This window comes from Gangjinia marincola (assembly GCF_039523415.1).
In the GTDB taxonomy this organism is placed as follows: domain Bacteria; phylum Bacteroidota; class Bacteroidia; order Flavobacteriales; family Flavobacteriaceae; genus Gangjinia; species Gangjinia marincola.
On record NZ_BAAAFG010000016.1, the window covers coordinates 529,087 to 551,638 of the forward strand.

Annotated in this window: 24 protein-coding genes; 10 read left to right on the forward strand and 14 right to left on the reverse strand. The window is 36.9% G+C overall.

Translation table 11 applies throughout. From position 1 onward, the window contains the following. The first annotated feature begins 27 nt into the window (after positions 1–27). The 5 genes from ABD000_RS13390 (at position 28) to ABD000_RS13410 (ending at position 3,006) form a co-directional block, all read left to right on the forward strand. The gene (locus tag ABD000_RS13390) at positions 28–399 is read left to right on the forward strand and encodes a cupin domain-containing protein (protein WP_343768552.1); all 372 of its coding nucleotides are present in this window, start codon (positions 28–30) and stop codon (positions 397–399) included. Then, a complete protein-coding gene (locus tag ABD000_RS13395; RefSeq protein ID WP_343768555.1) occupies positions 396–1,232 on the forward strand; it encodes an alpha/beta hydrolase in 837 nt (278 codons plus the stop codon). Before ABD000_RS13390 ends, ABD000_RS13395 begins: the two co-directional genes overlap by 4 nt. A gap of 70 nt (positions 1,233–1,302) precedes the next feature. Beyond that, positions 1,303–1,542 (forward strand): DUF7218 family protein, encoded by a 240-nt coding sequence (locus ABD000_RS13400; protein WP_343768558.1) that lies wholly within the window; start codon positions 1,303–1,305, stop codon positions 1,540–1,542. A 25-nt stretch (positions 1,543–1,567) separates the two neighbouring features. After that, complete coding sequence (locus tag ABD000_RS13405; RefSeq protein WP_343768560.1) at positions 1,568–2,587, forward strand: AI-2E family transporter; 1,020 nt, start codon at positions 1,568–1,570, stop codon at positions 2,585–2,587. Beyond that, entirely contained in the window at positions 2,584–3,006 is a 423-nt protein-coding gene (locus ABD000_RS13410; protein ID WP_343768562.1) for a VOC family protein, read from the forward strand. Before ABD000_RS13405 ends, ABD000_RS13410 begins: the two co-directional genes overlap by 4 nt. Here ABD000_RS13410 and ABD000_RS13415 read toward each other — a convergent pair. The 4 genes from ABD000_RS13415 to ABD000_RS13430 form a co-directional block, all read right to left on the reverse strand. Then, positions 3,003–3,905, reverse strand: coding sequence for a bifunctional 5,10-methylenetetrahydrofolate dehydrogenase/5,10-methenyltetrahydrofolate cyclohydrolase (locus ABD000_RS13415; protein ID WP_343768564.1), 903 nt, complete (start codon positions 3,903–3,905; stop codon positions 3,003–3,005). The two genes, ABD000_RS13410 and ABD000_RS13415, sit on opposite strands and share 4 nt — an antisense overlap. 249 nt (positions 3,906–4,154) lie before the next feature. Then, complete coding sequence (locus ABD000_RS13420) at positions 4,155–4,379, reverse strand: four helix bundle protein (protein ID WP_343768896.1); 225 nt, start codon at positions 4,377–4,379, stop codon at positions 4,155–4,157. Positions 4,380–4,387: 8 nt separating this feature from the next. Continuing rightward, positions 4,388–5,716 carry a signal recognition particle protein gene (gene ffh, locus ABD000_RS13425; RefSeq protein ID WP_343768566.1) on the reverse strand — a complete coding sequence of 443 codons (1,329 nt, stop codon included), beginning with the start codon at positions 5,714–5,716 and terminating at the stop codon, positions 4,388–4,390. A gap of 90 nt (positions 5,717–5,806) precedes the next feature. Then, positions 5,807–6,652, reverse strand: coding sequence for a Brp/Blh family beta-carotene 15,15'-dioxygenase (locus ABD000_RS13430; RefSeq protein WP_343768568.1), 846 nt, complete (start codon positions 6,650–6,652; stop codon positions 5,807–5,809). Positions 6,653–6,806: 154 nt separating this feature from the next. On the opposite strand from ABD000_RS13430, the gene ABD000_RS13435 reads away from it, so the two are divergent. Continuing rightward, positions 6,807–7,559, forward strand: coding sequence for a bacteriorhodopsin-like (locus ABD000_RS13435; protein ID WP_343768570.1), 753 nt, complete (start codon positions 6,807–6,809; stop codon positions 7,557–7,559). Between the two features lie 55 nt (positions 7,560–7,614). On the opposite strand, the gene argS is transcribed toward ABD000_RS13435, so the two are convergent. After that, entirely contained in the window at positions 7,615–9,396 is a 1,782-nt protein-coding gene (gene argS, locus ABD000_RS13440) for an arginine--tRNA ligase (protein WP_343768573.1), read from the reverse strand. A gap of 89 nt (positions 9,397–9,485) precedes the next feature. Between argS and ABD000_RS13445 the strand changes: the two genes are divergently transcribed. The 4 genes from ABD000_RS13445 (at position 9,486) to ABD000_RS13460 (ending at position 13,747) form a co-directional block, all read left to right on the forward strand. Continuing rightward, positions 9,486–9,917 carry a hypothetical protein gene (locus ABD000_RS13445; RefSeq protein WP_343768576.1) on the forward strand — a complete coding sequence of 144 codons (432 nt, stop codon included), beginning with the start codon at positions 9,486–9,488 and terminating at the stop codon, positions 9,915–9,917. A 242-nt stretch (positions 9,918–10,159) separates the two neighbouring features. Beyond that, a complete protein-coding gene (locus ABD000_RS13450) occupies positions 10,160–11,590 on the forward strand; it encodes an SDR family oxidoreductase (protein ID WP_343768578.1) in 1,431 nt (476 codons plus the stop codon). 10 nt (positions 11,591–11,600) lie between these two features. Then, positions 11,601–12,218, forward strand: coding sequence for a chromophore lyase CpcT/CpeT (locus ABD000_RS13455; RefSeq protein ID WP_343768581.1), 618 nt, complete (start codon positions 11,601–11,603; stop codon positions 12,216–12,218). 2 nt (positions 12,219–12,220) lie between these two features. Then, complete coding sequence (locus ABD000_RS13460) at positions 12,221–13,747, forward strand: BCCT family transporter (protein WP_343768583.1); 1,527 nt, start codon at positions 12,221–12,223, stop codon at positions 13,745–13,747. On the opposite strand, the gene ABD000_RS13465 is transcribed toward ABD000_RS13460, so the two are convergent. The 9 genes from ABD000_RS13465 to ABD000_RS13505 form a co-directional block, all read right to left on the reverse strand. Then, the gene (locus ABD000_RS13465; protein WP_343768585.1) at positions 13,707–14,321 is read right to left on the reverse strand and encodes a phosphoadenosine phosphosulfate reductase domain-containing protein; all 615 of its coding nucleotides are present in this window, start codon (positions 14,319–14,321) and stop codon (positions 13,707–13,709) included. The genes ABD000_RS13460 and ABD000_RS13465 overlap by 41 nt on opposite strands. Before the next feature lie 61 nt (positions 14,322–14,382). Then, complete coding sequence (locus ABD000_RS13470) at positions 14,383–14,796, reverse strand: RrF2 family transcriptional regulator (protein ID WP_343768588.1); 414 nt, start codon at positions 14,794–14,796, stop codon at positions 14,383–14,385. 78 nt (positions 14,797–14,874) lie between these two features. Beyond that, positions 14,875–15,813, reverse strand: a complete 939-nt coding sequence (gene ctlX / locus ABD000_RS13475) for a citrulline utilization hydrolase CtlX (protein WP_343768590.1) — start codon at positions 15,811–15,813, stop codon at positions 14,875–14,877. A 2-nt stretch (positions 15,814–15,815) separates the two neighbouring features. Next, positions 15,816–16,736: a dimethylarginine dimethylaminohydrolase family protein gene (locus tag ABD000_RS13480; protein WP_343768592.1), complete on the reverse strand. Its 921-nt coding sequence runs from the start codon at positions 16,734–16,736 to the stop codon at positions 15,816–15,818. Between the two features lie 174 nt (positions 16,737–16,910). Next, a complete protein-coding gene (locus tag ABD000_RS13485) occupies positions 16,911–18,197 on the reverse strand; it encodes a citrate synthase (RefSeq protein ID WP_343768594.1) in 1,287 nt (428 codons plus the stop codon). Between the two features lie 169 nt (positions 18,198–18,366). After that, entirely contained in the window at positions 18,367–19,656 is a 1,290-nt protein-coding gene (gene eno / locus ABD000_RS13490; protein WP_343768596.1) for a phosphopyruvate hydratase, read from the reverse strand. A 131-nt stretch (positions 19,657–19,787) separates the two neighbouring features. Beyond that, positions 19,788–20,906, reverse strand: coding sequence for a glutamine-hydrolyzing carbamoyl-phosphate synthase small subunit (gene carA, locus ABD000_RS13495; protein WP_343768598.1), 1,119 nt, complete (start codon positions 20,904–20,906; stop codon positions 19,788–19,790). Between the two features lie 99 nt (positions 20,907–21,005). Next, positions 21,006–21,485, reverse strand: a complete 480-nt coding sequence (gene rplQ / locus ABD000_RS13500) for a 50S ribosomal protein L17 (RefSeq protein WP_343768601.1) — start codon at positions 21,483–21,485, stop codon at positions 21,006–21,008. A 67-nt stretch (positions 21,486–21,552) separates the two neighbouring features. Then, a complete protein-coding gene (locus ABD000_RS13505; protein ID WP_343768603.1) occupies positions 21,553–22,545 on the reverse strand; it encodes a DNA-directed RNA polymerase subunit alpha in 993 nt (330 codons plus the stop codon). Between the last annotated feature and the right edge of the window lie 7 nt (positions 22,546–22,552).

The following is a 22,552-nucleotide window of genomic DNA, read 5'->3' on the forward strand; positions in this document are numbered from 1 at the left end:
GAAGTAGGAAAATTAAATAATTTTAGTTTGAAAAAGGAAAAGTACACCATCCAACGATCACCGTTTATCGTCCCAACTACAGATGGTAAACTAATTGAAGAACATGTTGGTTTGGCAACAAATGGCGAGAAGGAGCTAAGCATTGCACACATGATCGCTCCACCGGGATGGTCTGAGCCATATCAAACACCTACGTTTGATGAATATACCTACGTCATTAAAGGAAAAAAACAATTTACCATAAATGCAGAAGATATTATATTAAAAGCCGGAGAGAGCATTAAGATCAATAAAAACACACGTGTACGCTACGCAAATCCATTTGAAGAAGCATGTGAGTATTTAGCGATCTGTCTTCCGGCATTTTCCATCGATCAAGCTAATCGCGAAGAGGAATGATAGAGAAAACACCTCCATCACCGCTTCAGGTGGGAAAAATGCTCAACAGGTTAGCTAAGACCGACCTAAATAAAGCTGCTCAACAGGCATTCAATATATTTTGTTCTCCCCAAAAAGGAAAATTACTGCCTCAACAAGAAGAATACCTTTCCGAATATAAAGCTCAACTTCATCACATTGAACATAATGATATCCAAACCTATCACTGGCCAGGAGAAAGAGAAACGATTTTGCTTATTCATGGTTGGGAGAGTAATACGGCACGATGGAAAGAATTTTTGAACTACCTACAACCATTGGACTACAACATTATTGCCTTAGATGCACCGGCTCATGGCGCCTCAAGTGGCTCTATTTTAAATGTACCCCTGTATTCTGCTACTGTACGCAAATTGGTAGAGCTTCACGATCCAAGCTATGTGATTGGACATTCGATTGGTGGTATGACCGCTATTTTTCATCAGTACCGCTATCCAGATAATAATGTAGAAAAGATTATTGCTCTTGCTCCCCCGGGTGAGTTGAGTGAAATTATGCATGATTATCAGCAACTGTTGCAACTAGACAACGCGATTATGAGTGCCTTAGAAGAACTATTTGTAGATCAGTTTGGTTTTACGTTTGACCAGTTTTCTATTCCTAAATTTAGCGGTTACCTCCAGCAAAACGGATTACTATTTCATGATCCTCAGGATGCTATCGCACCAATCAGTTCATCGCAATCTATAGCCTTTAACTGGGATAAAGCTTCGCTTATCGAAACTCCGCAAGCCGGTCATTCATTACACCGCGCTGATATTTATAAGCAGATGGTCGATTTCCTTGAGGCCTAGTTGTTCTAAAAAAATAACAAAAATTTACGTCCCTAAAACTGTTCTTCTAGTTAGATTTAAACCAAAAATTATGGACAGACCAAGTATTAAAAATGAAGAACAGTACGAAGCACTAAGGGATCAGGGGTATTCTAAAGAGAAAGCTGCACGCATAGCCAATACGCCTAATGCCGGCAAAAAAGGCGGAAAAGCAACGGATTATGAAGAGCGCACCAAAGATGAACTTTATGAACAGGCAAAAAAGGTGGGGATAGACGGCCGGTCGACCATGAACAAGCAAGAATTAATAGATGCGCTTAGAAATAACTAGCAAAATTAAAGGTTACTTTTGACCAATGAATAAAATAGAACCCATTAAGATCAGGCAAACATTCATTTTGTTGCTGATTGTTTTACTGTTTGCTATTATCTTTAACTACTTACTACCCTATTTAAGCGGAGTTCTTGGTGCAGTAACTTTTTATGTGCTCTTAGTGCGCTATCAGCGTATGTTAGAAGTTAGAGGGTGGAAACCCTGGATCGCAGCCTCACTTTTAATTGTAATTTCTATTATCGTCATATTGGTTCCCGTAAGCTTGATCGTATTATTACTTTCTTCTAAAGTATCTAAGTTTATCAACAATTCTGAAAAAGTAGTTGAAGCAACTAAAAATTATATAGATCGATTTGAAGAATATATAGGACCAAATTTTTCTCAAAACATTGACACACAGGAAATCACGGCATGGTTAAGTAATAATTTACAAGATTTTGCCGGTGGCACCTTTAATGCCTTGATCGCAATAGGACTTTTATATTTTATGCTGTATTACATGCTTATTGAGCGAGACATTTGGACAAAAGCTTCACAAGCTTATATTCCTTTGAAAAAAGAAAACATTCTATTGATTGGACAAGAAGTAAGTGATTTGGTAAAGTCCAACGCAATAGGAATACCGTTAGTAGGAGTTATGCAAGGGATCGTTGCGTTAATTGGCTTTTGGATTTTTGGTGTTAGCGATCCATGGTTTTGGTTCGTAGTCACCTCTATTGGATCCATGATTCCTTTTGTAGGAACTGCTTTAGGTATTGTCCCAGTTACTATTTTACTATTTGCACAAGGTGATAGTACTGAGGCTATTGGCATTCTTATTTATGGAGCCACTATTGTTAGCGCAACAGACAATTTATTTAGATTTTTAATTCAAAAAAAACTTGCCGACTTACACCCTATGATTACGATTATCGGAGTAATCGTTGGTGTGCCCATTTTTGGATTTATTGGTTTAATTTTTGGTCCTTTACTGGTAAGTCTATTTTTACTTTTGGTTCGAATTTATAGAAAAGAATACAGTAACACAAAAAATGTATTATGAGCAACATGTTAACGCCGTTTCATCTGGCTATTCCTGTTTCAGAATTGGTGAAGAGTCGGGCTTTTTATCGTGACGTTTTAGGCTGTGAAGAAGGCCGAAGCAGTGATCATTGGGTGGACTTTAATTTCTTTGGTCATCAACTCGTAATCCACTTAAGCGAACAAAAACAATTGGAAGTTAAAAATCCAGTTGATGGTAAAGCAGTTCCTGTTCCTCATTTTGGAGTGATACTTGCCTGGAAAGATTTTCACGCTTTCGCGGAAGATTTAAAGCAAAAGAACATCAACTTTGAAATTGAACCCCATGTACGTTTTGAAGGCAAAAAAGGAGAACAATCCACCATGTTTTTCTATGACCCCTGCGGAAACGTCTTAGAATTCAAAACATTTAAGGATATGAATCAGCTTTTTGAGGCTTAATCCATACTCTTTTTCTTAGCCGCTGCTCTATGTCTTTCTCTGGCCAAAAGTGTGTTCTTAAGCAACATTGCAATCGTCATTGGTCCTACACCACCGGGTACAGGCGTAATGGCTGAAACTTTTTTAGATACCTGCTCAAAATCTACATCTCCAGTAATATAATAACCTCGTTCTCTGGATTCATCTGGCACACGTGTGATCCCCACGTCAATAATAACCGCATCGTCTTTAACCATTTCGGCTTTAAGGAAACCGGGGACACCAAGAGCGGTAATAATTATATCAGCCTGTGAGGTGATTTGAGTTATGTTTTTGGTATGGCTATGTGTAAGCGTTACCGTAGAATTACCCGGGAAACCTTTTCTACCCATTAAAATACTCATAGGACGACCTACAATATGACTTCGGCCTATTACCACAGTATGTTTACCTTTAGTTTCTACATCATAGCGCTCCAGTAATTCTAGAATTCCAAATGGTGTTGCTGGAATAAACGTGCTCATATCCAAGGCCATTTTTCCAAAATTAGCCGGATGAAATCCATCTACATCCTTATCTGGATCTATTGCCAGGATTACTTCCTGAGTATCAATTTGTTTAGGAAGTGGAAGTTGAACAATGAAACCATCGATTTCATTATTTTGATTGAGCTCATCAATTTTATCCAGCAGCTCAATTTCGCTGGTAGTATTTGGCATTTTAATTAGTGTAGACTCAAAACCAACCCGTTCGCAAGAGCGCACTTTACTGCCAACATAAGTGAGACTCGCACCGTCATTTCCCACAATGATTGCTGCCAGATGAGGTACTTTTTCACCTCGTTCTTTCATTTTATCTACTTCGGCTTTGATCTCATTTTTGATATCATTGCTTGCTTTTTTTCCGTCTAATACTGTCATACGCTATGTATAAATGAAATATGATTGTCAACAATCAAATTCCAAAAATTAATGTCCAAATTCCAAAAGCTTTTAAGTAGAACTACGACTTTGAATTATCTAGTTCATTGATAATTTTGAACGTATTTTCCTCAGTTAATTTTATGTATCAATCAATTCATCAAAATCGTTTTCAAACGTGCTATTACCAACTTTTAGTAGTCTTAGTACATACCTTCTTTCTTTAGCTTCTTTTCTAATTATTTTAAGTCAAAATATTAGATCTTTAGGACCTAACTTTTTATTTGCTTCAATATAATTTGCTCCTACACTAACATATGATTTTACTACCTGATTAGCATCCTCTATATTAGCTATAGAGTTTGGAATTTTCATTATAAGTTGTCTTACATCTCTTGCAAATTGAAATGTTCTTTCTTCGAGATCAAAGGGCGTACTCAGTGCTTCTGGAATGTGGTATTTGAAAATTGAGATTTAGATCATTACCTCATCCCCTGCATCATTTGCATCATTTTCTTACCGCCCCCACCTTGCATCATTTTCATCATTTTACCCATTTGATTAAACTGTTTTAGCAACTGGTTCACTTCTTGTACAGATGTTCCCGATCCTTTCGCCACTCGTTTTTTTCTACTGGCATTTAATATGTGAGGTTGTGAACGCTCTTTTGGGGTCATGGAATGAATGATCGCTTCGATTCCCTTGAATGCGTCATCATCAATATCCATATTCTTCATCATTTTACCAGCACCGGGAATCATTCCCATGAGGTCTTTCATATTCCCCATTTTTTTAACCTGCTGGATTTGTTTTAAAAAGTCATCAAAGCCAAACTGATCCTTTGCAATCTTCTTTTGCAGCTTACGTGCCTCCTCTTCATCAAACTGCTCTTGTGCGCGTTCAACAAGAGAAACCACATCACCCATACCCAAGATACGATCTGCCATTCGCGAAGGATAGAATACATCGATGGCTTCCATCTTTTCACCTGTACCAATGAACTTAATGGGTTTATTTACAACAGATTTAATAGAAATTGCTGCACCACCTCGTGTATCGCCATCTAGCTTTGTAAGAATGACACCATCAAAATTAAGCACATCGTTAAATGCCTTTGCCGTATTTACAGCATCCTGACCGGTCATTGAATCAACGACAAATAAGGTTTCTTGGGGCTGTATGGCTTTATGAATAGTAGAAATCTCGGTCATCATGACTTCATCTACTGCTAAACGACCTGCGGTATCAATAATGACCACATTAAATCCGTTTGTTTTAGCGTGGGCAATACCGGCCTGAGCAATTGCCACAGGGTCATTAGTTAATTTATCACTATATACCTCAACACCAATTTGATCTCCTACTACGTGCAACTGATTAATTGCAGCAGGACGATAAACATCACAGGCTACCAAAAGTGGTTTTTTGGATTTTTTTGTCTTAAGAAAGTTAGCCAGTTTTCCTGAAAATGTAGTTTTACCAGAACCCTGTAGACCAGACATTAGTATTACTGATGGATTACCTGAAAGGTTAATTCCTTCGGCATCACCACCCATGAGCTCTGTAAGCTCATCTTTGACAATTTTTACTAAGAGCTGACCCGGCTTTAATGATTTGAGTACATCCTGTCCCAGCGCTTTCTCTTTTACCGTAGCAGTAAAGTCCTTAGCTATTTTATAATTAACATCTGCATCAACCAGCGCTCTTCTAATTTCTTTTAATGTTTCGGCAACATTAACCTCGGTAATACTACCGTGACCTTTTAATATATGTAATGCTTTATCTAACTTATCACTTAAATTATCGAACATAGGGAATCATCAATAGGTGTTACATTTTACTAAGTAAATCAAGCTCCAAAGGTAAGAATTTCTAAAGAGATAGACCGTTGAATTATGCGCTTACTCTTGTTGCTTAATTTTACTAACAATAAACACATGGGGTAGCGTAATTGCAGCTAAAAATGAAAAGAAAACAGCTAGAAAAAAATCTTCATATTGCTGAATGCTTATCGAAAAAAGTATTAGACCCAAAACAGAAACTAACCAAAACACGAAGGCTTGGCTAATGTATTTCTTTAGTGATCTGACCGAAACTTTTCCATAAAGATAGACCAGTTGATCTCGCATTGAGGGAATACTATGCCATAAAACAAAGTAGACCGCAAACGAAAATAAAAGACTGGAATAATTAAAAAGAATTGCCAATGTCACCAGTATAAGAACTTCCCGAATAATTATCTGCCAACTTAACCTATATTCTTTTAAGTGGATGTAAAGAGTTTGAAGAAACAGTAATAGAAATGACACAGCCAATCCATAAAAAAAATAACCCTCATTCAATCTCAATCCAGTCATTTGTTCTATTATTTTTATTGTAGATTCACTGTTGAAATAAAAAATCATCATAAAGATGACAAATCCATAAATTAGATACAACATATATCTAAGTGTATTCCCTATCAAATCAAGCACTGCCGCTAAATGTTGCTCTCCAAAGTGAATTGCACTTATAAAAACAAAGAAAAGAAGTCCAAGCGTGGGTAAAAAATAGAATACTGCCGCAAATAATAGGATAATTGAAGTGTAATAAAAGATAGCTTTTAGACTTGAAAACGATCGGTTTTTAATTTCAGATTGTCTATTTATTAACATAATATCATTTGCTCCATGAAGCAATCCAATTGTTAATACAACTCCTAAACCAATATAATTTAACAGTGCTGAGGGCACAAAAACACTAGCCACAAGACAAACTAAAGTTATTATTAGATTGTTAATTTGAATGTTAAATTTTTGTAGGAATATCATTTTGTTTAATGAAAAATGTTAAAGCCTAAACAAACTATTATTTGTTTGCTTAAATTAGCACTATTAATAACCAAAAAATTTCCACAAAACTATGGAAAAATTATCCTATCTAATTGCACTAGTGCCTAAAATGGATCCGACGGATTATGTTGGATTTACCTTTTTTATAGGTTGTATGGCCATGATGGCAGCATCTGCTTTCTTCTTTTTATCGTTAAGTCAATTTAATCCAAAATGGAGAACTTCAATACTGGTTTCAGGATTGATTACATTTATTGCTGCAGTACATTATTTTTACATGAGAGATTATTGGATCTCTAACATGGAGTCACCTGTATTTTTTAGATACGTTGACTGGATTTTAACCGTTCCACTCATGTGCGTTGAATTTTATTTAATTCTCAAAGTAGCCGGAGCTAAACAATCTTTACTATGGAAAATGATTTTCTATTCTGTAGGTATGTTAGTAACGGGATACATAGGTGAAGCTATTTATGGAGATGAAACTCAAAGTTGGATTTGGGGATTAATTTCAGGTATTTTCTACTTCTTAATCGTGTATGAAATATGGCTTGGTAGTGCTAAGAAATTGGCAGAATCTGCTGGAGGTCACGTATTAAGAGCTCACAAAATCTTGTGTTGGTTTGTACTTGTAGGTTGGGCAATCTATCCAGTAGGGTATATTGCAGGAACTGAGGGTGGACTATTTGGAGTACCAATGTTCCAAGATTTGTCAATGGACGTAATCTACAATATTGGTGACGCTATCAACAAGATAGGTTTTGGGCTTGTTATATATAGTCTTGCTTCTGCTGTAATGGCCGAAAAAGAATCGCACGCATAATTTTTCCAATATTTATATATTGAAAAGAGTCTGGCAGTTGCCAGACTCTTTTTTTTCACATACGCTCTGGCACTTCAATTCCTAGCATCGCTAAAGCTTCTTTGATTACTTGAGCCGTTTTATTTGCTAGTAATACCCTAAATGAGGATTCTTCAGGGGAAGCAGTTCCTAATATAGGAACATTTTGATAAAAGGAATTAAAAGACTTGACCAGTTCATAGGTGTAATTTGCAATTATCGCAGGACTGTGCTGCTCTGCTGCTTGTTGTACAGCATCTGGAAATACCTCCAATTGCTTAATAACGTCACGCTCTTTTACATGTAATTCATCTAGTTGCCCAGTACTTTGAATAATGTTTTGTTCTTTTGCTTTTCTAAGAATAGATTGAATTCTAGCATAGGTATATTGAATGAATGGCCCTGTGTTTCCTTGAAAGTCAACAGACTCTTCTGGATTGAAAAGAATAGTTTTTTTAGGATCTACTTTTAAAATATAATACTTAAGTGCTCCCAGTCCAATAACATGATATAATTCTTGTTTTTGTCTTAGGGTATAGCCATCTAGTTTTCCTAATTCTGAAGAAATTTTTTCAGCAGTCCGTTCCATTTCCTTAATTAAATCATCTGCATCAACCACAGTTCCTTCTCTGCTTTTCATTTTACCCGAAGGTAGGTCAACCATACCATAACTTAGATGATGTAAATGATCTGCCCAACTGTATCCCAATTTCTTTAAAATTAAAAAAAGTACTTTAAAATGGTAGTCCTGTTCGTTACCTACCGTATATACCATCCCGTTAATATCTGGATGATCTTTTACCCGCTGTACCGCAGTACCAAGATCTTGGGTCATATACACAGCAGTACCATCAGATCGCAGTACTAATTTTTCATCCAATCCCTCTGCTGTAAGATCACACCACACAGAGTTGTCTTCTTTCTTAAAAAAAACTCCTTTTGCAAGACCTTCTTCTATGATGTCCTTGCCTAGGAGATAGGTGTCACTTTCATAGTAATACGAGTCAAAGTCAACTCCAAGATTTTTATAGGTCTCTTCAAAGCCGCCATAGACCCAGCCGTTCATCTTTTTCCAAAGTGCTACTGTTTCTTGTTCGCCAGCTTCCCATTTCAATAGCATTTGTTGGGCTTCAAGAAGTAAAGGGGCTTTCTTTTTGGCTTCATCTTCGGCAATTCCATCAGCGATCATCGCTTGAATTTCAGTTTTATACTCCTTGTCGAATTTTACATAGTATTTCCCAACAAAATGATCACCTTTCATTCCGGTGGATTGTGGTGTTTCTCCATTACCAAATTTCTTCCAGGCCAGCATTGATTTGCATATATGAATCCCGCGGTCATTAATAATTTGAGTTTTGTATACATTTTTCCCGCTGGCTTTAATAATTTCCGCGACAGCGTAACCCAACAGATTATTTCTAATATGCCCTAGATGAAGAGGTTTATTTGTATTGGGTGATGAATATTCAACCATTACCGCTTCCTTAGAACCATAAGATTGTTGTATCCCGTACTTCTCTTCGCCAGATATTTTAGACAAGACGTCAATATAATATTGATCTGTCAACTCTAGATTTAAAAATCCTTTTATCACATTAAATCCAGATACCTCATCCATGTGCTCTAGTACGTAAGCGCCAAGCTCATTCCCTAAGGTCACAGGATTAGTCTTCACATGACGTAACATGGGAAATACTACCACAGTAATATCTCCGTCAAACTCTTTGCGAGTAGGTTGCAATTCTATTTGCTCCACATCAACTTGATGAAGTTTTTTAAGTCCTTGTTGAACACAAGAAACGAGATCAGACTGGATCATAGGTCGAAGATTTAAGGCGCAAAGATACTCCAAAAATTACGTTAAGATCATCTTGTGAGATAGAGAAATCGCTATCTTTAACAAAAAAGATGCTCCTTAACATTTCTTATAACAGACCAGATATCAAGGCTAAAATTGATGCCGAGGTTGGTGCTACATTCAACCTTTTGGATCGATTTAAATTAGGAGGAATAGGTAGCGGTAAATTATTTATTACATCTACTAGTATTGATATTCATAATTTGTTAGTGCTGGACAATAATATAAACACCTGTGGGATTGAACTTAGGCCTAACGGAATTATCGTGAGCTTTAGATCATTGCTAGAGACCTATGCCCTAGTGATTCCTTTCTATAAACTAAACATTTATAAGGGTAAAGCCGAAGAATATTCTATTTATCGGGATCAATATTTTATTAAAATCAAAGCCTTACAAAAAGATAAGCGTACGCATCAATTTATGAAGAAGGTATTGGACTACAAACTAACCAAGGCGCCAACAAATGTTGACGATCTTTAATCATTTTCTATTAAATGCAAGACCACAAATGAAGACAAATAGCCCCAGGACTATGACCGCTAAGTCTTGCGTAATTGCTACTTGAGAAACCTTTAAAAGATTAGGGAAAAGCATTCGTGCCAACCCATAAACTAATAGTACCGCCCCTAAAGTCAGTAGTACATATTTTAAAAAGTTTTGCATAGATGTAAGGTACAAAGACTAAATAAACATAAAAAAACTAACTCTATTAACTTGACTACGTGAAAATATTATTAACAGGAGCAAACGGCTACATTGGAGTAAGGATACTGCCTTTGTTATTGGATAAAGAACATGAAGTGGTTTGCGCTGTGAGGGATGAAAAACGTCTTTCTATTAATGCCAGTCTCAAGCGGCAAATTGAAATCATTGAAGTCGATTTTCTTAAGGATCCAATTCCCGGTCAAATACCTGCTGATATTGATGCTGCTTACTATTTAATTCATTCAATGTCTTCTTCTACCTCAGATTTTGATGAAAAAGAAGCGCTGGCCGCCAATAACTTTAATGCCTATATGGCAGAAACTTCAGTCAAACAAGTTATTTATCTAAGTGGAATTGTCAATGAAGAACATCTTTCTAAACATCTTCAATCGCGAAAAAACGTAGAACAAATCCTGTATAAGGGTAATTATCATCTCACAGTGCTTAGAGCGGGGATTATCGTAGGATCCGGCAGCTCCTCCTTTGAAATCATACGAGATTTGTGTGAGAAATTACCCTTTATGATTACGCCTAAATGGGTGAATACAAAAACGCATCCTATAGGAATTAGAAATGTACTTCAGTTTCTAATTGGTGTGCTTAATAATGAGCACTGCTACGATGATTCTTTTGACATAGGTGGCGCAGATGTGTTGACCTACAAACAGATGTTAGAGCAATACGCTAAAGCAAGAGGATTACCATTATACATTTTTACTGTGCCCATCATGACACCAAAACTTTCCTCCTATTGGTTATATTTCGTCACTTCAACCTCCTATAAGTTAGCGATGAATCTGGTGGATAGCATGACGGTAGAAGTAGTTTCAAAAGATAGAAGGCTAGAGAAAATCTTAGGTATTCAACCAATGAATTATACTAAAGCACTGGAATTAGCATTTATTAAAATAGAGCAAAACGAAGTAGCCAGCAGCTGGAAAGATAGTATGGTAAGTAGTCGCTTTAAACGTGATTTAGATAAATTTATTCAGGTTCCTACTTATGGCTGTTTAAAAGATAAACAAAAAATGAAGGCTCAAGATCCTAAAAAAGCACTACAACGTGTTTGGGCCATTGGTGGGAAGACAGGATGGTACTACGGGGACTGGTTGTGGCGTATACGAGGTATGATTGATAAGCTTTTTGGCGGAGTTGGTCTAAGAAGAGGTCGAACCAATCCAGATAAAATTTATGTAGGTGACGCACTGGATTTTTGGCGTGTGTTACTAGCTGATAAGGAACAAGGTAGATTACTGCTTTTTGCAGAAATGCGCGTACCAGGTGAGGCCTGGCTTGAATTTAAAATGGATGATGACAATATCCTACATCAAACTGCCACCTTTAGGCCTAAAGGTATATGGGGGAGATTATACTGGTACACCATGCTACCATTTCATTATTTTATTTTCGAAGGAATGTTGCGTAATATTGTAAATAATAAAGAATAACATAACTACCATGATTTCAAGAATCGCATTCTTATGTTTTTTAGCAGTAAGCCTTATAGCTTGCAAAAGGTCAACGAATGTTGAGCAAAGCGACATTGCTGAGCTTCATGAGGTAATGCAGGGTACATTCTCCTCAAAAAAACAATCTCTGGCAGATTCTACTTATTTTAATATCATTTTACACATGTATCCCATCTGGCAAGATAAAGGAGCTTATCTTTATGTGGAACAGTCATTATCTAACATGCCTGATCAACCCTACCGGCAACGTATTTATGAGCTTAAAAAAGCATCTGACAGTACAATCGCAAGTGTAGTATACGAATTACCTAATCCAGAATTATATATTGGCAAATGGGAAAATCCATATGCCTTTGAGCAATTAGATCCTTCTGATCTTATCGAAAGAAATGGATGTGCCGTCGTTTTAAAAAAAGTCGCCGACAAAATTTACGAGGGTAGTACGAATGACAGATCCTGTGAAAGTTCTCTACGAGGAGCCAGTTTTGCCTCAAGTGAGGTGACTATAACACCAAATAAAATTATTTCCTGGGATCGCGGTTTTGATAATGAAAACAAACAAGTTTGGGGAGCTAAGGATGGTGGATATGTTTTTGACAAACTTTAGTGTTGTTAAAAAGACTCAAGATATATAACACATCAACATCCTTAGTGCTATCTGTTTCGGTACTACTGCTTTTTGTGTTATGTATTTATTTTTTTACTGCGGAAACATACGCAGAAATTGAAGAAACCTCCCTTTGGGTGAGGAAGTCCTTCGGAAGGTTTTATCTTTATTTGGGTCTGGGTTGTGTCTTAGGATGCGTTGCCATTGCATGTTCAAAATGGGGAAGCTATAGATTAGGATCCTCTCAAGATCGCCCTTCTTATTCCCGAATGGCATGGATCGCCATGCTCTATAGTGCAGGAATGGGCGCAGGTATTCTACTGCGCGCTGTACAAGAACCTGTTTACATGAAGCTTAATCCTCCAATAAAGAATGGTGCATCAGCAGATGTGGTTGCTCTGGAGTTTACCTTTTACCAATGGGGATTTACAGCCTGGGCATTTTATGCACTATTTGCCATATGCGTGGGTTATGTTATGTTTAAAAAAGGACAACCTGCTTTGACGAGTACAGCATTCAATACTTTTCTAAAAAAGAAATCCCATCAGGCTATTATTGATGCATTAGCCGTTCTTACTACAGTATTTGGATTAAGCGCAGCCATAGGATTGGGAACTACACAAATTAACGGTGGGCTTAATTTTTTGACTGGTATGAATTCTTCTTTATGGGTGACTATAGGTATTACCTTATTGATTTCTATTGGCGCATTTATCTCCGTCTATAAAGGAATTGATAAAGGAATTAAAGTCATCTCTACGGTGAATATTTACATTACACTAGGTCTCTTACTATTTGTTTTGCTACAAAGCAATACTGCTAATATCATTCAGGTTTTTGTGACTGCTCTATATTACTATTTTATTGATTTCATTCCTATGAGCTTGGCGATGGGTAATTTTGATCCCGGTGAAGCTTTCCTTACAGATTGGACCTATTACTATTGGGCTTTTTGGCTAGCCTGGGCACCTTTTACGGGAATCTTCATTGCACGTATATCTAAAGGCAGAACAATTAGAGAACTTATTATCGGGGTCTTACTTATTCCGTCTTTAGGAACGTTCATATGGTTTAGCACATTTGGCAGTTCGGTGTTTGATTTGATGAATACAATGCCCACTTATGATGGTGAGTTCTCCAATGTGTTTAGCTCCATTTTTGTATTTCTAAGCAATTATCCCCTTAGTGGTTTTATTAATATAGCGACAATGCTGCTATTAGCCAGCTTTTTAATCACTTCGTTAGATTCTGCAATATTTGTGTTGAGTATGTTCACAGATCGTGGAAACAAAGATCCAAAGAAATCTCATCGGTATGTTTGGAGTATTGCGCTTACGGCACTGACCATTGGGCTCCTGTTATTAGGAGATTTGAGGCAGGATATTGATGTACTTACAGCTGTTCAAAAGTTACTTATCATTACCTCACTACCTTTTGCTCTGCTCATGATTTTAATGATTTTCTTATTCTTACGAAGAATGTTACGTTCTAAAGATGAATCCCGCACTCCCGATGCTCCAGCACTTTAGTAGGATCATAGTAATCAAATTCTGTAGCGAGTTGATGCGTATTCATGTACACCTCTAAATCTACTTCATCAAAATAATAAAATGGACATACCTTTAAAATACCTTCCTGATTATAGGAAAAAATGTCAATACTTTCACGATAAGCTGTTTTACCCTTTCTCAAATTAGTAAACCAAACATCAGGTTGATGATCCCCTAACGCCTTTCTAAAGGGAGCTAGTTTAATAATTTCAGTAAATACAGAATGTTGCTTAGTATTTATTTTGGGAATGCCACCCAGAAGTTTCGTCAAATGATGAGGAAAGATGACGGATTGATAAGTTTTAATATCTATATCATATTTTTGAATCAACTCCTGCGCATGACTTAGGGTTGCTTTTGTATTGAATCCTGTCTTTACCCATATTACCGGGATATCTTTTTGTTGCGTATGCATTGCATGAACCAACGTTACTGCATAAGGACCAAAGTTTGTAGTAAGTATGGGCCGTTTAGCATTGGAAAGAGCGAAAGCTATAATTTCTTGAGGGGATTGATGTCTAAACCGTTCATTTAATTCATCAAGATGGAGCATAATTATCCTTTAAAAACTCAAATATATATAATCCTATGGGATTAGTAGGATTATTAATAAGCTATTTATAAGCAATGTCAGCCAAAGTTCTGTTTTCGAGTACTTTAAGAGCACTATCTCTTACCTCAATCATTAGATTGTGGATTTTACATTCCTTCTCATTGCTGCAATCCGCACATTTCTCGTAGAAATTAAGACTAACACAAGGCAATAACGCGATAGGCCCTTCAAGAATTCGTATAATGGCTGCCATCGGGATTTCTTGGGGATTCTTTCTCAAATAATATCCTCCGCCCTTTCCTTTTTTTGCCGACAGGAATCCGGTTTTCCTAAGTAAGAGTAAAATACTTTCCAAGAACTTACGTGAGATATCTTCAGAGGTTGAAATATCGAGAATAGACACCGGTTCATTCTCTGGTGAATTAGCCAAATAAATAAGTGCTTTGATACCGTATTTAGTTTTTTTTGAAAGCAAGGTTTGTTTATTCGTTATTTGTTCTTAAGTTAATAGTAATTTGACGTGTTCTATTCTCTTAGGCTAATATTATTTAAACTACGAATCAACTTTTGGCAAAAACACCTCTGCCATCATACACCGAGCACTTCCTCCACCGCAGGTTTCTATGGTCTCTAGGTCTGCACTTAAAATTGTGCAATGCTTTTCAATCGCCTTGATTTGATGTTCATTCAAACTATCATGCGCTGATTTACTCATGACCAGGTATTTTCTATCTTCCCTCCCTCTTACCTGAAGCATATTTCCTGCAAACTGGTGCATTTGATTTTCGGTGATAGTAATGATCTCTTTACCGTCTTGTTTGAGTTGTTTAATCACATGCTTTTTTTCTTTGGCGTCATCGATAGTATCTAAACAAATTACCGCGAACTCTTCAGCGATGCACATCATTACATTAGTATGATAAATTGGCATGCGTTTACCCTCTACAGTTTGATTTGCCGTAAAAATAATTGGGGTAAATTCAAAATCTTCGCAAAACTCAATGAGTAAATCCTCATCTGCACGTGGTGATAATGCACAATACGCTTTACGGTTGGTACGATCCAAAATTAAGCTTCCGGTTCCTTCTAAAAATAGTTCTTCGGTTTCAGCTGCAGTATAATCGATTACATTTTGGATATTAAATCCTTCGGCTTCTAAAATATCAAGGATATCCTCACGACGTTCTACTCTTCGGTTTTCTGCAAACATAGGGTATAAGGCCATATTACCATTGGCATGAAAGCTCACCCAGTTGTTTGGAAAAACGGCATCTGGGCGATCAACATTGGCTTCATCTTTTACAACAATCACATTGACTCCAACCATGCTTAATTTTTGAACAAAATCATCAAATTCTTGTTGAGCTCTTTGATTAATTTCTGCATTCTTTAGGTCTAAATCTTCCTGAAAATAATTATTCACTGCTGTTTGTTCATTCATCCTAAAACCGTTAGGACGAACCATAAGAATTGTATTTGTGGTTTGATTCATTCTTATTTTATTTCTCGTATTAATGGTAAGGTACTGCAGCGCAAAAGTCCTTCTTGCTTGGCGATTTCAGCATAAGGCACTTCTTCTACTGTGATGCCTTGGTCCCGTAGCCACGTATTGAGTCGAGTAAAGTTCTTTTCAGAAATAACGACATTGGGAGCGATTGAAAATATGTTAGAGTTCATATTGTACATTTCTTCTTTGTTGATCTCAAAAACGTTTTCTTTTCCGAAGAAATTAAACAACCATTCATATTCAGCCGGATCTAAAAAGCCATTTTTGTGTAGTATTGCTTTGTTTTTGCCTACCGGCTGAAAGCAACAATCTAAGTGTAGCGCATTTTCGTACGGATCTGTATTAGACTTGCGTAGATCAAATGAAACCACTTTTTTATGCGGGAAAAACTCCTGAAGCGCTTTAACTGCCTCCATATTCGTGCGTGCAATAATGTAATCTGCATAATCATCACCTCGGTACGTTCCTACAAAAAGATAATCACCATAAAGCATTACATCTCCCCCCTCTACATGACAAGCCTCTGGTAATTGCACAACCTTATTACTTGGGATTTGATCAATAATATATTGAATAGCTTTTACTTCTTCTTCGCGATCTGGTAAAATATTGGCTTTAAAGAAAAAGTCATCAATAACAAAACCAATATCACGGGTAAATATTTGATTGGTATCGTTTAAAATTTCAGGTCGATATACCTTGACATCATATTTTAGAAGGACAGCTTCTACGGCTTGCATCTCATATACCATGTCTACTTCAACAGGATAGGTACCATTAGCGATGTGTATTCTTGACTTTGGATCGTAAGCATCTTCTAATGCCGGAGTAGGCCCATTACTTTTTGCCGTTCCTAATATTACTGCTTTAAGTTGAGATGTTTCATCAGAAACATTGGGATAAATCATGTACTCGAATTTATTCAAATATACTGGCAATCCTTCCTATCCACAACTAGATTTTTCAACATTTGTCACCTGCTAAAATAGAGAATAATTAATAGGCTATTCCCTTGCGTAAAGTTCCTTATTTTTTAGATTAAAAAGAATATAAAAAATCCCGCATAAAGCGGGATGTAGTAATTATCTTTTATTAAGCGATTTAAACTCGCGGTGATTCTCGCCAATGTACACTTGACGTGGTCGACCGATGGGCTCTTTACGCTGACGCATTTCCTTCCATTGAGCAATCCAACCGGGTAATCGGCCCAGTGCGAACATCACAGTAAACATCTCTACCGGAATACCCAATGCACGATAAATAATCCCAGAATAGAAATCTACGTTAGGATATAATTTTCTATCTACAAAATATGGATCATTTAGTGCTTCTTTTTCTAATCCTTTCGCAATATCTAATACCGGATCTTCAATCCCCAGTTGACCTAATACTTCATCTGCAGATTTTTTAATAATCTTAGCTCTGGGGTCAAAGTTCTTATATACCCTGTGACCGAAACCCATTAATCTAAATGGATCATTTTTATCTTTGGCTTTAGCCATGTATTTTTTCGTATCACCGCCGTCTTCTTTGATGGCTTCCAGCATTTCAATCACCGCTTGGTTTGCCCCACCGTGTAAGGGTCCCCAAAGAGCAGAAATCCCCGCAGAGATAGAAGCAAATAATCCGGCGTGGGAAGAACCAACGATTCTCACCGTAGAGGTAGAACAGTTTTGCTCATGATCTGCATGTAAGATTAATAGTTTATCTAGTGCCTGAATAACCTCTTTTTGTACACTGTAGTCTTCATTGGCTTTAGAGAACATCATTTTATGAAGATTCTCTACGTATCCTAATGACTTACTGCCATAATCTAAGGGTTGACTCTTCTTTTTGCGCATTGCCCATGCAGCAAGTACAGGAAACTTGGCTAACAATTTAACAATGGCATTGTACATTTCTTCTTCAGAATCCACATTAACCGATCCCGGATTAAACGCGATGAGAGCACTGGTCATTGAAGATAAGACTCCCATGGGGTGTGCCGACTTGGGAAAACCATCTAAGATTTTCTTCATGTCTTCATCTACATGAGATTCTGCTTTTATGTCAGTATCAAATTTTTCGAGTTGTTCTGGAGTGGGTAATTCTCCAAAAATGAGCAAATAGGCTACTTCTAAGAAATCAGCCTTTTCTGCCAGATCTTCAATCGCATAGCCTCTGTACCGCAAAATACCTTTTTCACCATCTAAAAACGTGATGGCGCTTTCACAAGAACCGGTGTTTTTATAGCCCGGATCTAACGTAGTTAATCCACCTGTTACCCCACGAAGGGTTTTGATGTCAATGGCTTTTTCATTTTCAGTTCCTTCAACGATCGGGAAGTCATATTTTTTTCCTTCAAACTCTACTGTAACTTTATCTGACATGTATATAAATTGCTTTTATGTATGTTTATTTCAATCTATTGCTAAAATACAAAATGTACTCCTCTTTTTTTAACATTTAAGAATTTGAGAGGTTAAATTATCTTTAAAATTTAAGCATTAAAAAACCCATCAAATTTTGATGGGTTGGGTGCTTTAGTGTGAGAATCAACTAGTTTATTTTAAACGCATTCTCTTGCGGAAAATATCCTATCTCTCCTAGTTCTTCTTCAATACGAATAAGCTGATTATATTTTGCCATTCGATCACTACGAGAAGCAGACCCGGTTTTAATTTGACCTGTGTTAAGGGCAACCGCTAAATCTGCAATCGTATTATCCTCTGTCTCGCCAGAACGGTGGGACATAACAGAGGTATAACCTGCACTATGCGCCATATTTACGGCAGCGATGGTTTCGGTAAGAGTTCCTATTTGATTTACTTTGATTAAGATTGAATTTGCAGTGTTATTTTCAATTCCACGACTTAGTCGTTCAACATTGGTTACAAATAAATCATCACCAACAAGCTGTACTTTATCGCCGATCTTTTGTGTAAGTAATTTCCACCCTTCCCAGTCATTTTCATCCATTCCATCTTCGATAGAAATGATGGGATAATTTTCGGCTAATTCAGCTAAATAATCCACCTGTTCTTCACTTGTTCTTACTTTACCTCCTTCTCCTTCAAACTTACTGTAATCATATGCTCCATTTACATAGAATTCGGCAGCAGCACAATCCAAAGCGATCATAATCTCGTCTCCAAAGCTATACCCAGCATTTTCAACAGCTTTTTTAATACTGTCTAGGGCATCTTCGGTTCCATCTAAGGCAGGTGCAAATCCACCTTCATCTCCAACGGCAGTGCTTAAATTACGATCGTGAAGTACTTTTTTGAGGTGGTGAAAAATCTCTGTACCCATTTTCATGGCATGAGAGAAATTTTTAGCCTTAACAGGCATCACCATAAATTCTTGAAATGCAATAGGTGCGTCACTATGTGATCCACCGTTAATGATATTCATCATAGGTACAGGTAGCGTCTTCGCTGCAACCCCACCTATGTAACGATATAAGGGTAAATTAAGTTCATGAGCTGCAGCCTTTGCTACGGCTAATGAAACTCCAAGAATAGCATTTGCCCCTAATTTACTTTTATTAGGTGTGCCATCAAGATCAATCATGGCCTGATCGATAAACTCTTGCTCAAATACAGAAAAACCTAATAGCTCCTCAGCGATGATATCATTTACATTCTCTACTGCTTTAGAGACTCCTTTACCCATATAATCGTCACCACCGTCTCTAAGCTCAACAGCTTCATGCTCACCTGTAGATGCTCCTGAAGGGACAGCTGCTCTCCCGATAGTACCCGTTTCTGTTATAACATCAACCTCAACGGTAGGATTACCCCTGGAATCAAAAATTTGTCTTGCATGAATGTTTAAAATAATACTCATAATCTCGTTTTTTGTTGGCTTTAAATTGAATTTTGAAGATACAAAAGAATCTATAGTTTTTGTCTTCAAACCCCTGTAAAATAGGGATTAATTACGAAAACGTTATAGCAGATTGATCGTTCAAAATAAAACTAAGCCGGCTCTTTAGCAGATTTCACTGCATTTATAAATTCATCAAATAAGTAAGTTGCGTCATTGGGACCCGGGCTGGCTTCAGGATGATATTGTACTGAGAAACAAGGCTTGTTTTTCATGCGCATACCGGCAACCGTATGATCATTTAGATGTACATGGGTAATAATGATATCTTGATTCGCTTCGGCTTCTTCGCGATTAATGGCGAAACCATGATTTTGAGAGGTGATTTCTCCTTTACCAGTTTCAAGATTCTTTACAGGATGGTTTATTCCGCGGTGACCATTGTGCATTTTATAGGTAGAAATACCGTTTGCCAATGCAATAATTTGATGTCCAAGACAGATTCCAAAAGTAGGAACATTGGAAGCTATAGCCTTTTTGGCGACATCAATGGCATTCTTCAAAGGTTGCGGATCTCCAGGGCCATTAGAGAAAAATATACCGTCTGGTTCGAATGCAACCATATCTTCATATGGGGTATCGTAAGGAAACACCTTAACATAGCAATCCCGTGAGGACAGATTGCGTAGTATATTCTCTTTGATTCCAATATCTAATGCTGATATGCGATATGTAGCATTTTCATCACCATAGTAGTATGGTTCTTTAGTACTTACCTTTGAGGCTAGCTCTAACCCATTCATATTTGGCACATCTGCCAATTCTTTTTTGAGTTGATCAATTTCATCCACTCTGGTTGTAATAACGGCATTCATCGCTCCATGATCCCTGATATGAGCTACTAAAGCTCTTGTATCTACATTAGAGATCGCAAATAAATTATTGCGTTCCATAAACTCCAAAAGAGATTCCTCTGATTTAGGCCGGGAACGTTCGTAACTAAAATTTCTACAAATTAATCCGGAGATTTTAACGCTTTTTGACTCTGTATCCATCTCCATTGCTCCATAATTTCCAATGTGAGCATTGGTGGTAACCATGAGTTGACCGTAATAAGAAGGATCTGTAAATATCTCCTGATATCCTGTCATACCTGTATTAAAACAAACCTCTCCAAAAGCGGTTCCATCTTTATCACCTACTGATCGACCGTAAAAAATAGTTCCATCTACCAGTAAAATAAGTGCTTTTTTTGTTTCCTTAAGTGCCATAAATTGATTTATCTTTAGATGAATGGAATTTATTATTACAAAAAAAAGGATAAACTATTGAAAGTTTATCCTTTTTTCTATTTAAATAACATATAACATTTATTCTTCTTCTTTAGAAGTGTCATTTGTTTTAGCCGGCGCAGTTGCTTTTGCACCACCTGATTTACCTCGTCTACTTCTTCTAGTAGATTTTTTCTCTTTCTTGCCTCCATTGTAGAGCTCATTGTAGTCTACTAACTCGATCATGGCCATGTCAGCGTTATCCCCAAGACGATTACCTAATTTGATAACTCGCGTATATCCTCCTGGTCGATCACCTACCTTAGCAGCAACTTCTCTAAAAAGCTCAGTTACTGCTTCTTTTTGACGCAATTTACTAAAAACGATTCTACGATTATGCGTTGTATCTTCTTTAGACTTCGTCACTAATGGCTCAACAAATTGCTTTAATGCCTTCGCCTTCGCCGTTGTAGTGTTAATACGTTTATGTTCAATTAATGAACACGCCATATTAGCCAACATTGACTTTCTATGAGCTGTTTTTCTACTTAAATGATTTCCTTTTTTACCGTGTCTCATGACCTCTTTTATTGCACATCATCTTGCTGCCATATCCCAGCTTACTGGAAGAGCAAATTATGATGGATTAATCTTTATCTAATTTGTATTTTGAAAGATCCATACCAAAGTTAAGACCTTTTACATTCACCAACTCTTCTAACTCGGTCAGTGACTTTTTACCAAAGTTTCTAAACTTCATTAAGTCATTTTTGTTATAAGAAACTAAATCACCTAACGTATCAACCTCTGCAGCCTTTAAGCAATTTAATGCTCTCACTGAAAGATCCATATCTACTAATTTAGTTTTAAGTAGCTGACGCATGTGTAATGATTCCTCATCATACGTTTCTGTTTGAGCAATTTCATCTGCCTCAAGAGTGATGCGCTCATCAGAAAATAACATAAAATGATGAATCAAAGTTTTAGCAGCTTCGGTCAGTGCATCTTTTGGATGAATTGAACCGTCTGAAATAATTTCAAACACTAACTTCTCGTAATCTGTCTTTTGCTCAACACGATAATTTTCAATGCTGTATTTTACGTTTTTGATTGGCGTGTAAATAGAATCTGTAAAGATCGTACCTATGGGGGCATTGGATTTTTTGTTTTCCTCTGCAGGAACATAACCTCTACCTTTTTCGATAGTGATCTCCATGTTGATACTTACTTTCTTATCCATGTTACAAATTACTAAATCAGGGTTTAACACCTGAAAACCAGAGATGAATTTTTGAAAATCTCCTGCAGTAATTTGATCCTGACCAGAAACAGAAACAGTTACTGTTTCATTATCGATCTCATCAATTTGACGCTTAAAACGTACTTGCTTTAAGTTAAGAATAATTTCAGTTACATCTTCTACAACACCGGCAATGGTAGAAAATTCATGATCTACTCCTTCAATTCTTACTGAAGTTATTGCGAAACCTTCTAGCGATGATAACAGTACTCTTCTTAACGCGTTACCTACAGTTAATCCGTATCCCGGTTCTAAAGGTCTAAATTCGAATTTGCCTTCAAAGTCCGTAGAATCAATCATGATTACTTTATCGGGCTTCTGAAAATTTAATAATGCCATATTATGA

Excerpts from the sequence above, each read along its gene's own strand:
- ABD000_RS13395 (WP_343768555.1), top strand. The coding sequence starts at position 396 with ATGATAGAGAAAACACCTCCATCACCGCTTCAGGTGGGAAAAATGCTC.
- ABD000_RS13400 (WP_343768558.1), top strand. The coding sequence starts at position 1,303 with ATGGACAGACCAAGTATTAAAAATGAAGAACAGTACGAAGCACTAAGG.
- ABD000_RS13405 (WP_343768560.1), top strand. The coding sequence starts at position 1,568 with ATGAATAAAATAGAACCCATTAAGATCAGGCAAACATTCATTTTGTTG.
- ABD000_RS13410 (WP_343768562.1), top strand. The coding sequence starts at position 2,584 with ATGAGCAACATGTTAACGCCGTTTCATCTGGCTATTCCTGTTTCAGAA.
- ABD000_RS13415 (WP_343768564.1), bottom strand. The coding sequence starts at position 3,905 with ATGACAGTATTAGACGGAAAAAAAGCAAGCAATGATATCAAAAATGAG.
- ffh (WP_343768566.1), bottom strand. The coding sequence starts at position 5,716 with ATGTTCGATAATTTAAGTGATAAGTTAGATAAAGCATTACATATATTA.
- ABD000_RS13435 (WP_343768570.1), top strand. The coding sequence starts at position 6,807 with ATGGAAAAATTATCCTATCTAATTGCACTAGTGCCTAAAATGGATCCG.
- argS (WP_343768573.1), bottom strand. The coding sequence starts at position 9,396 with ATGATCCAGTCTGATCTCGTTTCTTGTGTTCAACAAGGACTTAAAAAA.
- ABD000_RS13445 (WP_343768576.1), top strand. The coding sequence starts at position 9,486 with ATGCTCCTTAACATTTCTTATAACAGACCAGATATCAAGGCTAAAATT.
- ABD000_RS13455 (WP_343768581.1), top strand. The coding sequence starts at position 11,601 with ATGATTTCAAGAATCGCATTCTTATGTTTTTTAGCAGTAAGCCTTATA.
- ABD000_RS13465 (WP_343768585.1), bottom strand. The coding sequence starts at position 14,321 with ATGCTCCATCTTGATGAATTAAATGAACGGTTTAGACATCAATCCCCT.
- ctlX (WP_343768590.1), bottom strand. The coding sequence starts at position 15,813 with ATGAATCAAACCACAAATACAATTCTTATGGTTCGTCCTAACGGTTTT.
- ABD000_RS13480 (WP_343768592.1), bottom strand. The coding sequence starts at position 16,736 with ATGATTTATCCCAATGTTTCTGATGAAACATCTCAACTTAAAGCAGTA.
- ABD000_RS13485 (WP_343768594.1), bottom strand. The coding sequence starts at position 18,197 with ATGTCAGATAAAGTTACAGTAGAGTTTGAAGGAAAAAAATATGACTTC.
- eno (WP_343768596.1), bottom strand. The coding sequence starts at position 19,656 with ATGAGTATTATTTTAAACATTCATGCAAGACAAATTTTTGATTCCAGG.
- carA (WP_343768598.1), bottom strand. The coding sequence starts at position 20,906 with ATGGCACTTAAGGAAACAAAAAAAGCACTTATTTTACTGGTAGATGGA.
- rplQ (WP_343768601.1), bottom strand. The coding sequence starts at position 21,485 with ATGAGACACGGTAAAAAAGGAAATCATTTAAGTAGAAAAACAGCTCAT.
- ABD000_RS13505 (WP_343768603.1), bottom strand. The coding sequence starts at position 22,545 with ATGGCATTATTAAATTTTCAGAAGCCCGATAAAGTAATCATGATTGAT.